Below are 13759 nucleotides of genomic sequence, written 5' to 3'. Positions count from 1 at the left end.
CCCTGTCCTCCTCCCCGTTGGTGCATTAACCATATTATATTTATTTTTTGCTTCTATTCCAACTCTAATGAAAAAAGAGAGTCAAAAGCGTGTTGAGCACCAAGAAACTCAATGTCATTTGAACAAGACTTTGTCTACAATCTGAAACACTTATCTCTTTTCATTCTATCTCCATCAACCGTTTTGCCTCAAAATACAACACTTGAATAAACTTCTTCGTGTTAATACGTATATGACCAGAAGCCGCTACTTCATCTTTCGTCATTTCTGTCATCCGTTTTCTAACTATAGTAAAATCAAAAAATTTCGGAGCATAGCTTTCAAATTTCGGATTCGAAAAGTCTGTTAACCCGAGGGAAGCTAAGTGATTTAACGATTGATAAATCGCCCTTCTTACCCTTTGCTCAGATGCTTTCTTCTCTTTATCAATATCCGTATCTAAAGCTACATCCCCTAATTTTCTTATTGTAATATGATGGAAAATATCTTTTAACGCAGGAAATCCAAATTCAAATGTTTGTGCCTTTTCCTGCCCATATAAATATTCCAACATACTAAGCAAGTCTTTGCTTCCGTTCTCTCCCGCAATACCGAGTTCTGATAATAAATAGCGCCCTGAATCCGCTATTTTCTTCCCTTCTTGTATTGGCTCATTTCGAACTTGCGGCTGTTCCCACTTAAAAACGTTATTCAATGATTTTTGAATATCATGTATAGAACGCTCCAAACGAATACGCTCCATTACTTTTCGTACAACAGATACAACTTCAATTTTATTCAGTGGCTTTGTAATATAATATTCTACTCCAAGTGTATACGCCTCACCTATAAGTTGCTTCGATTCAACTTGAGAAATCATAATGATCTTCCCAGTAAAAGCGGACGCAATATGACGAACTGTTTCAATTCCGTCTCGCATTGGCATTAATAAATCAATAAACAAAATATCTACTTTTTTAAAATTCAGTTGGTCCGCTTCAATAAAAGCTCCGTCTTCCGACTCTCCAATTACTTCCCCAAGATCTCCATCTTCAATAATTTGCGAAAGCATAGAACGGAAAACTTCATCATCATCTACGATATAATAAAACAACATTATTCCCCTTCCCGCTTTAAACTGCACTCCGGTAAACAAACGATAAACTTACACCCGCCGCCAGTTTCTCGGTCTTCTAATCTCACTTCTCCACCTAGCTCTGTTACCATTTCGTTTATGTAAGAAAGTCCAATACCTGTTGACGGTGTTCCCGTTTGATCATACTTTGAAGTAAACCCTGGCTTAAATACTAATTTCTTATACTTCTGTGCAATACCAGGACCATCGTCAATTACTTCAAAGAATATATGTTTATCTCGTTTATATAGCTTTATACTAATGAGACCTCTATCCTCAATTGCTTCCACTGCATTTGCAACTAAATTATTAAAAATTGATAGAACTGTATACACGTGATATGCAGCGTGCTCACCTTCTATATGTTTAGAAAAACGTATATCTTTTCCTAGCATTTCAGCATACTTCTCATTTATTCTTACAATTATTTCCGCTAATTCATGTCCTTCTACATACTCAGCCACATTTTTATCTAATAACAGTTTAGATAACCCTGCAAAAATCCTTTGATTATCCTTTTTTATTTCATGCACTTCTCCTGCTATTTTTAAAGCTGTTTTGCTATTTAAGTCATCGTTCGCTTGTAAGCTTCGATATAGTTGATATGCTTCTTGTGTAATTAACTCAGCATTTTGTAACGTTTTTTTCAAATGGACAGATTCCACATATAAATTAGAGAGATACATTAACATATTTTCATTTTCTTTTCGAACTTGGGATTCTTTTAATTTCGTTTCATATAAATTCATCATATTTAAAAAACCGAGCGCAAAGAAACTACGGAAAATAGCTATAATGATTAGTTTATTCACTTCAGAAACTGTTATCGTTGTGCCTAGTACGAGCATATGATAAAACGCAAGTTCTGACATACTTGCAATAATTTCAATTGAAATTCCAAGGCACCCAATAACAATTGGCTTCTGATGAAACTTATTTACCCTACAAAACGAAAAGAGGCTTCCATAAATAAAATAATAAAAGAACACAGGATAGCGCAAATAAAATGATTCTGTCATATGGAATGAACCTTGCAATACCCAGTCAAGACTTACACGGAATAAAACTACAGATATACCGACGAGAACACCTGCAGCAGCTGCTGGTATTCTTCTTAAAAATAGTAATAAAAAGAAGAAAAGCGGTGTCCCGAAGCTAACACGAAACATATCATTAAAAGGATGAAAATTAAGCTCTCCAGCAATTGGGACAACTACCATTAATATAATTAAAAGATACATATCTTTCTTCCATAATTGATTCCAATTCAAAGCTGCCACTTCCTATATATTTTTCAAAATGTATAAGTAAAGCCCGTTTATTATTATAAACGGGCTTTTTCTCTATATACTAACCTTTTCTACCGCTTTTATTTGACGATACTCAGGCTTCCACATTGCTTCTTTCACTGCAATCTTAATATCGTTATCACTTAAGTTCTCTCTAGCAACACCTTCTGCAACTGCAACTTTCGCTACTTCAATTGCAACTAGTTCAGAGATATTACGTAACTCTTCAACTTCTGGCAAAATAGGTGCTCCTGGCTGACTTGTATCTACCATACTTGCAACTGCTTCAGCTGCTGCTGCGAACATTCCATCCGTCATGACGCTTGCACAAACAACAATTGTACCAAGACCTAGTCCTGGGAAAATAAGTGCGTTATTTGACTGTCCAATCACATACGTTACACCGTTATATGTAACTGGTTCAAACGGACTTCCTGTTGCAACTAACGCTCTTCCTTCTGTCCACTCGATTAAATCTGCTGGTTTCGCTTCCGCAAGTGGTGTTGGATTCGACATTGGTAAAATAATTGGTCTTTCTACGTGAGAAGCCATTTCTTTAATAATCTCTTCTTTAAATGCGCCCGCAACTGTTGATGTTCCAATTAAAATTGTCGGTTTTACATGTTTCACAACTTCAGCAAGCCCAATCACATCATTTTGTTTCCAATCACTTACTTCTGCTTCTTTTCTTGCATATGGAATTTGAAAATCAAGAAGACCTTCCATATTATCTGTAACTAATCCGTTACGGTCAATACACCAGAAACGATTATGAGATTCTTCATCTGATAAGCCGACGCGAACCATTGCATCTCTTACTTGATCTGCGATACCGATTCCAGCCGTACCAGCACCAAACACAACAACACGGTGCTCACTTAGCGGTACACCAGAAGCTTTTACTGCCGATAATACAGCAGCAAGTGAAACTGCCCCTGTACCTTGAATATCATCATTAAATGTACAAACGTCATGACGATATTTATCTAAAATTTTTCGTGCATTTCGAGAACTGAAGTCTTCCCAATGTAGAAGCGCCTTCGGGAATTGTTTATTTACCGCTTGAACAAACGTATCAATAAATTCATCGTAAGCTTCCCCTGTTATACGAGGGTGACGATTTCCGATATAAAATGGATTGTTTAATAATTCCTCACGATTTGTACCTACATCTAAAATTACTGGTAATACACGGCTAGGATCGATTCCAACTGCGGCCGTATATACAGCTAATTTCCCGATTGCGATGTTAATTCCACCAACACCCCAATCACCAATTCCTAATATACCTTCTCCATCCGTTACAACGACTAAATCAATATTTTCAGCTGTTGCACCGATATTGGCAAATGCATCTTCAATACCTGATGGATCGTTAATTGATAAATAAATACCACGTGGTTTACGGTATTCATGACTATACCTTTGAATTGCTACACCTACAGTTGGTGTATATACAATCGGTAACATTTCACGTAAATGATCTGTTAATATACGATAAAATAATACTTCATTTCGATCATGTAACGCCGTTAAGTATACATTTTTTAATAAATCATCCGGCTGAGAACTAAATTGTTCGTATGCTCGGCGTGCCTGTTCTTCTAACGTTAAAACCGCTGGCGGTAATAAACCTTTTAAACCTAACTCTTCTCTTTCCTCTTGTGTGAAAGCTACCCCTTTATTTAAAAGTGGTGTTGATAATACTTCTGCTCCTCTTAATGTTGTTTCTAATGCACCATTAGAAGCCACTGTAAACTTACTCATAACATCCCTACCTCTATTCATATATAGCATTTCTATATTGTAAACAAAAAAGAGGGGATTGTCCCCCTCTTCTTTTAATTTTTCTTTAAAAGAGTTGCTCCTGCAATCCCTGGATGTGTCATTTCGAATGGATCTAGAATTAACTCTAAATCTTCTTGTGACAATACACCATTTTTTACACAAAGTTCACGAACGGATTGACCTGTTGCAATTGCTTCTTTCGCAACACGAGCTGCTGCTTCATAACCGATATGAGGGTTCACGGCTGTAATAATTCCTACACTTTTCTCAACGTACTCTTTTAAACGATCTTCATTCGCTTCAATTCCTTTTAAGCAATTATCTGTAAAGGCACGGAAACCGTTATTCATAATGCTAATAGATTGAAGTAAGTTGAAAACAAGTACTGGTTCCATAACATTTAATTCTAATTGTCCTGCTTCTGAAGCAAGGCAAATTGTATGATCGTTACCAATAACTTGGAACGCAATTTGGTTAATAACTTCTGGCATAACAGGGTTTACTTTCCCTGGCATAATAGAAGAACCTGGTTGACGAGCTGGTAACATAATTTCTGCTAAACCAACACGTGGACCTGATGCCATTAAGCGAAGGTCATTCGCAATTTTAGACATATTCATCATACATACTTTTAGTGCTGCAGATACTTCTGTGTACGCATCAGTATTTTGCGTCGCGTCCACTAAATCTTCTGCACCAACAAGCGGTAATTCACTAATTGTAGCAAGATGTTTTACAACTGCTTCAATATACTCTGGATCTGCATTTAGGCCTGTACCAACTGCAGTTGCTCCCATATTTACTTCATATAAATGTTGACGTGATTGCTTAATACGTTTCATATCACGTTCTAGTACGCGAGAATACGCTTTAAACTCTTGTCCAAGACGAATTGGTACAGCATCTTGTAAATGCGTACGACCCATTTTAATAACATGGTCGAATTGTTCTGCTTTTAATTCAAATACATCATGCATATAACCCATCGTTTGTAATAAGCCTTCTAATGCATTTAATGTCGCGATATGAATCGCCGTTGGGAATGCATCGTTTGTTGATTGTGCCATATTTACATGGCTATTTGGACTAATATAATGATAGTCTCCCTTTTCCATTCCTAATAATTCAAGAGCACGATTGGCAATGACTTCATTTGCATTCATGTTCATTGAAGTACCCGCACCGCCCTGAATTGGGTCGACGATGAAATGATCGTGCCATTTTCCATCTAGAATTTCTTGAGCAGCTTCTGCGATCGCGCCGCCTTTATTCAATTCCAATCTACCTACATCTGTATTTGCAAGTGCTGCTGCTTTTTTTACAACTGCGAATGCTTGAATTAAACCTTCATGAATTTTGTAACCTGTAATTGGGAAGTTTTCTACTGCACGCATTGTTTGTACGCCGTAGTATGCATAATTTGGTACTTCTTTTTCACCTAAAAAATCTTTTTCAATTCGCACACCATTTTTAACTTCAGTTAATGTTGCCATGATTATTCACTCCTTAACGATTTCTTATGCTGCTTTTGTTTCTTTGACTGTTTCTACATATTGTTTTGCTTTCTCATTATCGAATTCGCCTTCCCACTTCGACATAACAATGGCCGCTAATGCATTTCCTAATACATTGACAGATGAGCGAATCATATCTAAAATGCGGTCAATTCCCGCAATTAACGCGATACCTTCTAGTGGTAACCCCATTGAACCTAACGTTGCTAATACAACAACGAACGATGCACCTGGAACTCCCGCCATACCTTTGGATGTTAACATGAGAACGAATAATAACGTTATTTGCTCCGTCAGTGACATGTGTACACCATACATTTGTGCAACAAACAATGCCGCTAACGCTTGATAAATAGCCGATCCAGTCAAGTTAAATGTATAACCTGTCGGAATTACGAAAGAGGCAACTGCCTTTGGACAACCGAACTCTTCCATTTTTCTCATTATATTAGGTAAAACAGCTTCTGAACTTGCTGTCGTAAATGAAAGAATAAGTTCTTCTTTTAAAATTTTTATTAATGTAAAAATGTTTACGCCAACCATTCGTGCATTAATACCTAATACAATCACAACGAATAGTATAACAGTTACGTATACAGCTAGCACTAGTTTTCCTAACGGAAGTAGTGTTGCTACACCAAATTTTGCAACCGTAACAGCAATTAATGCGAATACACCGAATGGTGCAAACTTCATAACTTGATTTGTAACCCAAAACATTGCTTCGAGTACACCTTCAAAAAAGTTAAAGACAGACTTTCCTTTTTCTCCAATTGCCGCAACTCCTAAACCAAATAACACGGAGAAGAATATAATCGGTAATAAGTCACCTTGTGAGATAGATTCAAATACGTTTTTCGGTACAATATGAACAATCGTTTCAGCAAATCCTTTCTTCTCTGTTGCATCTGCAGTTTGTTTATAAGAAGAAATATCACTTTGCTGTAAATTACTCATATCAACGCCAGTACCTGGTTGGAATATATTCGCTGCAAGTAATCCCATTAAAATAGCAATCGTCGTAATAATTTCGAAATAAAGAATTGTCTTACCGCCCAGTTTCCCAAGCTTTTTCATATCTCCCACGCCAGCTACCGCAACAATTAATGCTGAAATAACAATTGGTACTACAATCATCTTAATTAAGTGAATAAATATATCTCCAATTGGTGTGATATAAGAAATCGCCGTTTTATTGCCATAAAAGACTGCCCCTACTACAATCCCTAAAACAAGCGCGACAAAAATTTGTGTTGCCAATCCGAATTTTTTCATTTATGTTCATCCCCTTCATGCGAACGCTTTCAATTTGAATTTATAAAAGCTACTCACACATCATATAAGCGAACCTACAAAATCATACAAAAACCTACAAGTTTGTCACAAAAAATTCAAATATTTTTCTTATATTTTTCATTGACACCATTTTGTTAAAAAACAATAAAATAAACTTGATAAGTAATCAGATTTTTTCGTATAATCAAAAAGATATATACTTAAAACAAATCGAAATGAAAAGGAGTGGATGGTATGAAAAACTATACAAAGCAATTCGTCCTATCTTCTTCTTTTCTTTTTCATTTTCTTAAAAAGGAACAAAGGCATTCGCCTTTGTTCCTTTTTTATTGCGATCTATATAGGGGGAATTGTTATGAGGCCATATAAAAGAGTTTTAATAAAACTAAGCGGCGGCGCTCTTGCCGATCAAACTGGAAATAGCTTTAACTCCAAACGATTAGAACATATCGCAAACGAAATTTTATCCATTGTTGATTTAGGTATCGAAGTATCCATCGTTATCGGTGGCGGTAACATTTTCAGAGGTCATCTAGCTGAAGAATGGGGAATTGATCGTGTAGAAGCTGATAATATCGGTACGTTAGGTACGATTATTAATAGCTTAATGCTACGCGGTGTTTTAACTAGTAAAACAAATAAAGAAGTACGCGTTATGACTTCCATCCCTTTTAACGCAGTAGCTGAACCATATATTCGCTTGCGTGCAGTCCATCATTTAGATAACGGTTATGTCGTTATTTTTGGAGGCGGTAACGGGCAACCTTTCGTTACGACAGATTACCCAAGTGTACAGAGAGCAATCGAAATGAATAGTGACGCCATATTAGTCGCAAAACAAGGAGTAGACGGTGTCTTTACAAGTGACCCAAAACATAACAAATCAGCGAAAATGTATCGAAAGCTGAACTATAACGATGTTGTTAGACAAAACATACAAGTCATGGACCAAGCCGCTTTATTGCTTGCTCGGGACTACAATTTACCAGCACATGTCTTTAACTTCGATGAGCCTGGGGTGATGAAGAAAATATGTTTAGGGGAACATGTGGGGACGTTGATTAATGATGATGTTTCGATGCTTGTGCATGAATAATAGTTATTTCTCATGAAAAGGGTGTCTATAAAAGACACCCTTTTCATTAACCTTTATAAATAAAAATCAGCCAATCCCCCCAACTTCTCCTTACAATGCTCCCAAAATGATAACTTCTCAAAAAATTCTTTCGTCATTTCTTTCGAATCATGAAAATCTTGCGTTAACGCCTCATTCACTTCTGAGACGATAGATCCACCATGAATATACAAATTCATCTCATCATTAATATAGAAGCTACGTGCAGTAAAGTTCGTTGTACCGATAACAGTTAATTCATTATCAATTAACATTAACTTCCCATGAAACATTCCTTTTTTATATCCATATACAGTAATCCCATTATTAACAGCTTGACGTATGTATGGATACGCCGCTTCTTTTATAAGAGGTAGATCTGGTTTATATGACCAAAGTATTTTTACTGTAACACCACGCTTTTGTGCTGCGATTAAAGCATTCATGGATTCTTTATTTTTTGCTATAAAATACGGCGTTGCAATTACAATGGAGTGTTGAGCTTGTTTTATGAGCTCTATATATTTTTCAACAACGTAATGCCCATTGTAACTAGTCATAGTATGTAATGTATTCCCTTTACTAGCTTTATTCGTACTCCTCTTTATATCTTCTTTCGTATCTCGTTTCCAATCTAAAGCGAATTGCTGTTCTAAATCTTTTGCTCCTTCTCCTTTAAGCCGTACATGATAATCACGCCAATATCCAAATCGCTTATCTTTCCCTAAGTACTCATCTCCTATATTAAATCCGCCTGTATAGCCAATCTCCCCATCAATCGTCGTAATACGGCGATGATTACGATGGTGAAGTGAATAAAATCCGAATGGCAATGTAGGTTTTCTACTATATGTAAAATGTACACCACTTTTCCGCAATTCATTTATCACCTTTCTTTCAAATGATAAATCATTAATGCGATCAACTGATAAATAGACGTTTACTCCTTCTTTTGCCTTCTCTTTTAATAAGTTTAAAAAAGTATGACTACTTTTATCATCCGACAAAATGAAAAAATAAGTGTAGATGGAGCTTTCCGCTTTTTTAATATCTTCAAATAGCTGCTCATATAATGATTTCCCTTCTACATATAATTGAAAATCACTATAATGAGGCGCATACTCTGTCGGCATGTTTTTCCCAGCTTCCATTTTCCTACCTAAGGTAACATCGATATGCATCCAAATTAAAATAAAAACGAAAATAGCAATAATAATAGAAGTAACTCTTAATATTTTTTTAATCATTTTGGTTTCCTTCCAATCATATTCCTTACTATTTCGTAGTGTTTCATTTAAATATGTTTTCATACGAAATGTATTTCTTATTTTTATTGATACTAAACAGTTAAAGGAGATACGAATATGAGAAAAGGAAAAACTCCTATTGTTTTTATCCCAGGTCTTTTCGGTTCAATGAGCAATATTATTATTCCCGGCACTGGTAATTGGAGTTTTGGACTTTCTGCATTTGTTTACGAACCATTCATCATGATGCTAGAAAGTATGGGGTACGAACGAAATAAAGACTTGTTCATCTGTTTTTATGACTGGCGGCAGCGTATTGTTTTTTCTACACAAAAATATTTATTACAAACGATTGCTTATGCTAAAAAGATTACAGGTTGCGATAAACTAAATCTAATTTGTCATAGTATGGGCGGCCTTCTTGGACGTTCTTACGTTCAAAGTGCAACATATAAAAATGATGTGAATCAACTTATAATACTCTGCACACCAAACGCTGGATCTCCACCAAATTATAGTTATTGGACTGGAGGTAGTCTCCCTATCCATGCCTCTTCTAAAATAAATATCGTTCATTTTTATATGGAACAATATATTTGTTACTTAAGCATCTTACATAAAATGAATAAAGTTGAGGCGATACACATTTACTTTCCAGGATTACAAGATGTTATTCCTTGTAAAGATTACGGAAATTATTTATTTATAAGATCTGACTCTTCTATTACATTTCTTCCTTATAGTAAGATGAAAACGAAAAACCCTTTCCTCGATACATTAAATACAAATAGATTTATTATACAAAAAAGAAATATTGAAACGACACTCATTGCCGGAGATGGAGAGGAAACAACTCAATATTTACAAGTCGTCCCTTCACATTCCAAACTGAAATGGACAGACGGCAAAGTCGTCGGTGATTTACTTACAAAACATGGTGACGGTAACGCTGTTCTACATAGCGTTTTTCTTCTAGAGGGAAATAAATATGTTTTGCATGCTTCACATAACGAAGTGCTCTACAAAAGCATTCCTATACTACAAAAGATACTCTAAATTTCAAACAAAAAAGGTATGGCATTAAGCCACACCTTTTCACATTAAACAAAATTCCTCGCATCATTATTTCTTCCAAACTTATAAATCGCAATTAAGAAAAATGCTATTGCAAAGGCGAATAAAATTAAAATGTTTAAATACAACTCCGAGAATGGTATTCCCTGCTGAAGTTTTGATATCGTATCTAACAACCAGCGCTGCGGAAGAAAATTAGCTACTTTTTGTACTGCACTTGGCATAATGTCATATGGGAAATAACATCCAGAAAGTAAGCATGTTGGTACAATGATCATGTTTTGCATCGCATTTGCCGATGCTGAGTTTTTCGAAAAAGCTACAAGGACTAATGATATTCCAATTGCTATTAATGCAAATAGCATTAGTACGCCCATCATCATTATGAAAGGCATATTGATATTCGTATGAAAAACATTCGTTAGGAATAGGATTGTAATCAAAATTTGTACTGTTAGTATTATCATATTTACCCCGACATTAGATAATATGAACTTCTTCCCATCTATCGGCGTTGATAATAGTCTAAAGTACGTTCTATTCTCTTTTTCTTTTAAAATATGACCTGATAAGTTCGCTGCTGAAAACAGCATAAACATAATAAGGTAACCCATCGTTTGATTTGTCATATCTTTATTTTTCGAAGTATCTTCTAGCGTCTCAGTTTTCATTTTAAATGAACTTTTTTGATACCCTGCGTACATATTGTCGAATGTGCTTTGATCTGTTCCTGCTACTTTACTAATAGCTGCTATATTATCAATATAATTATATAAATATGATTTTATAAATCCTGTTACTTGATCACCTTTAATCGATGAAATTTCAATATGCTCTGGTTTCCCTTCTCGAACACTTTTTGAAAAACCAGAATCTAATGTAATAACTCCATCAAGTTTTTTGGAAGTGAGTTTATCTTCTACTTCAGACTCCTTAACCTTACTCACATTCACATGATTTAATCCTTCTAAAAACTTTATCGTATCATTTGCTATCGGCTCATTTTCTTTATTTACAATCCCGATATTTAACGTTCCTTGCCCTGCATTTCCGTATATCGAGAAGGAAATGAGCGTCCCTATTATCGGCAAGCTAATTATAATGAGTAAACTTTTTTTATTTTTCAAAAGCACAGATAACGTTTTTTGTATGAGCCATAAAATATCCTTCATACTATAGCCCCTCCCGTCTACGTAATGCAATAATTGCAATTAATAAAAAGAGTGCTGAAATTCCAAGGTTTAAAGAAATGACTGGTAGTGCTGCCCCTACATCATTTGCATAAATTATTTTCATAACAGCTGTATTTGCCCAAGTTAATGGCGATAAATTCGTAACGAAATTTTCTTCTACTACGAAATATGCACCTCCAAAAATAGAAGCTAATTGCACAACAACCATAATAATTGCCCTAGACGCTTCAGCTGTTTTCGTAATATATCCGATTCCTAAACCGAAGCTAATTGCTAGAAAGACTTGTGTTAATAAAATAAGAAATATGATTCCAAGATGGTCGCCCCAATTCGCTTGAAAAACAAATTTACTAAATAATATGACGAGTAATATGCACAGGGCATTTGCTACTAGGCTACCAAGTACTTTTCCAATGAATATTTCAGCTTTACTTATAGGTGCAGCAATGAGACGATCTCCTGTTTTACGTATTCGTTCTCCTCGAATTAAAGAACTCGCTCCCATCGCAGCATATAGTGCAATCATCGTTGTCATTACAACCGCATAGTAATCCATAGAACCTGGTTTTTTCGCAGCTTGTAAGGATGTTTCTTTTATATAATCATTATGATTTCCGTTTGAAATAACTGTGCTCACCTTAGTAGGATCTACTTTTGCAACTTCGACTGCTACATTGTACTTATCAACAAATGTTGTAAGCATTCCTTCCACAATACTCCCCTCAATACTACTTTTGTCACTTCCGTACAATTTTGCACCATCTTTATTTAACTCTACATAAGCAGCATATTTATTTTTCTTCACTTCTTCTTTCCCATCTATACTGCCGGAAGCTTTTTTAAAATGAATACCTGATTTATCCACTTCTTTCGTAAATGCTTCAAATGATTGAGAAAACGTGCTACTCGCTTCATCTTTATATAGCACTTGTATATCTTTAATCGAATGACTATCACTATTAAATGCGTTCGTTAACGCTGTTCCTAACACAAGCATAAGCACAATCGGAAATGCTAACATAAAAACTAAAGTTCTTACGTCTCTGAAATCTCTTTTAATATGCATAATTGCAATATTGAAGATGTTCAATTGATGAACCTCCCTTTACCTTTTCTTCATTTACCTTTTATTTATCTCGTAAGTTTCTTCCGGTTAACGTAAGAAATACTGTTTCTAAGTTTGGAGCCTGCTCCTCTAACGAACGAATTTCAATGTCATGATTAATGAAATGCTGAATAATTTTATTTAAATTATTTAATCCTGCATCCGAGTTTACCTTGATTACGTTCTCTTCAATTTGAACAGCTTTCACACCGTTTATCTCTTTTAACTTTTCTACATCTAAATTTTCTACTGACTTCACTTCAATCCAAATATCTTTCGTATCTGTAATAATCGCTTTTAACTGTTCTTTCGTACCTTCTGCAATCACTTTACCGTGGTCGACAATTGCGATTTTCGTACAAATCTCTTCTACTTCTTCCATGTAGTGGCTCGTGTAAATAATAGTGCTTCCCATTTCGTTTAACTTCCGGACAGACTGAAGAATATAGTTTCTTGACTGCGGATCAATTCCAACTGTCGGTTCATCCATAATAATTAACTTCGGTCTATGTGCAATTGCACAAGCAATATTCAGTCTTCGTTTCATCCCGCCTGAAAAGTTTTTCGGGTAACTTTTATGTTTATCGCTAAGTCCTACAAATTTAAGTGCTTCCTCTACTCTCGCTTTTAGCTCGGCTCCTCTTAACCCGTACAATCCAGCAAAGAATTTCACATTTTCATAGGCAGTTAACTCTTCATAAATCGCAATATCTTGCGGAACGATACCGATATTCATCTTCGCAAATCGACTATGTTTCTTTATATTTTTTCCTAATATGCTAATTTCACCTTCATTACTTCTTAACAATCCAGCAATCATATTTATCGTTGTACTTTTACCAGCACCATTTGATCCTAAAAAGCCAAATATCTCTCCTTCTTTAATAGATAAAGACATATTATCTACCGCGATGAAATCACCAAATTTTTTCGTTAAATTTTTAATTTCTAATGTATTCATCATTTCACCCCTATTTCGGTTTCTCTGCTTTTAGTATAAACAAAAAAAATGAACCTGCTCAGTG

General features: G+C 35.3%; 11 protein-coding genes. 2 read left to right on the top strand and 9 right to left on the bottom strand.

All coding sequences use genetic code 11. The features are described 5' to 3' along the window. Nucleotides 1-160: 160 nt before the first annotated feature. From JDS81_RS06015 to JDS81_RS05995, 5 genes are all read right to left on the bottom strand, one after another. Nucleotides 161-1093, bottom strand: a complete 933-nt coding sequence (locus JDS81_RS06015) for a response regulator (RefSeq protein WP_033657313.1) — start codon at nucleotides 1091-1093, stop codon at nucleotides 161-163. Nucleotides 1094-1095: 2 nt separating this feature from the next. Next, nucleotides 1096-2394, bottom strand: a complete 1299-nt coding sequence (locus tag JDS81_RS06010) for a sensor histidine kinase (protein WP_097954134.1) — start codon at nucleotides 2392-2394, stop codon at nucleotides 1096-1098. A 63-nt stretch (nucleotides 2395-2457) separates the two neighbouring features. Then, nucleotides 2458-4170 (bottom strand): oxaloacetate-decarboxylating malate dehydrogenase, encoded by a 1713-nt coding sequence (malS, locus tag JDS81_RS06005; protein WP_142312884.1) that lies wholly within the window; start codon nucleotides 4168-4170, stop codon nucleotides 2458-2460. A gap of 74 nt (nucleotides 4171-4244) precedes the next feature. Next, nucleotides 4245-5684, bottom strand: a complete 1440-nt coding sequence (aspA, locus tag JDS81_RS06000; protein WP_000224192.1) for an aspartate ammonia-lyase — start codon at nucleotides 5682-5684, stop codon at nucleotides 4245-4247. 24 nt (nucleotides 5685-5708) lie between these two features. After that, a complete protein-coding gene (locus JDS81_RS05995) occupies nucleotides 5709-6980 on the bottom strand; it encodes a cation:dicarboxylate symporter family transporter (protein WP_097954716.1) in 1272 nt (423 codons plus the stop codon). 376 nt (nucleotides 6981-7356) lie between these two features. On the opposite strand from JDS81_RS05995, the gene pyrH reads away from it, so the two are divergent. Then, nucleotides 7357-8097, top strand: coding sequence for a UMP kinase (gene pyrH, locus JDS81_RS05990; protein ID WP_001248057.1), 741 nt, complete (start codon nucleotides 7357-7359; stop codon nucleotides 8095-8097). 53 nt (nucleotides 8098-8150) lie between these two features. Here the strand turns inward: pyrH and JDS81_RS05985 are convergent, their stop codons facing one another. Beyond that, nucleotides 8151-9362 carry a phospholipase D-like domain-containing protein gene (locus JDS81_RS05985; protein WP_097954715.1) on the bottom strand — a complete coding sequence of 404 codons (1212 nt, stop codon included), beginning with the start codon at nucleotides 9360-9362 and terminating at the stop codon, nucleotides 8151-8153. Between the two features lie 117 nt (nucleotides 9363-9479). On the opposite strand from JDS81_RS05985, the gene JDS81_RS05980 reads away from it, so the two are divergent. Then, on the top strand, nucleotides 9480-10418 hold the full coding sequence (locus JDS81_RS05980) for an esterase/lipase family protein (protein WP_097954714.1): 939 nt from the start codon (nucleotides 9480-9482) through the stop codon (nucleotides 10416-10418). A gap of 44 nt (nucleotides 10419-10462) precedes the next feature. On the opposite strand, the gene JDS81_RS05975 is transcribed toward JDS81_RS05980, so the two are convergent. The 3 genes from JDS81_RS05975 to JDS81_RS05965 are packed head-to-tail and all read right to left on the bottom strand — an operon-like array spanning nucleotide 10463 to nucleotide 13695. Continuing rightward, entirely contained in the window at nucleotides 10463-11608 is a 1146-nt protein-coding gene (locus JDS81_RS05975) for an ABC transporter permease (protein WP_097954713.1), read from the bottom strand. Nucleotide 11609: 1 nt separating this feature from the next. After that, nucleotides 11610-12719 carry an ABC transporter permease gene (locus JDS81_RS05970; RefSeq protein ID WP_097954712.1) on the bottom strand — a complete coding sequence of 370 codons (1110 nt, stop codon included), beginning with the start codon at nucleotides 12717-12719 and terminating at the stop codon, nucleotides 11610-11612. Between the two features lie 37 nt (nucleotides 12720-12756). Then, nucleotides 12757-13695, bottom strand: coding sequence for an ABC transporter ATP-binding protein (locus JDS81_RS05965; protein ID WP_097954711.1), 939 nt, complete (start codon nucleotides 13693-13695; stop codon nucleotides 12757-12759). Between the last annotated feature and the right edge of the window lie 64 nt (nucleotides 13696-13759).

This window comes from Bacillus cereus group sp. N31 (assembly GCF_016483245.1).
Lineage (GTDB): Bacteria > Bacillota > Bacilli > Bacillales > Bacillaceae_G > Bacillus_A > Bacillus_A toyonensis.
Note: the sequence above shows the minus strand (reverse complement) of the source record. Positions and strands in the feature narration are given on the sequence as shown.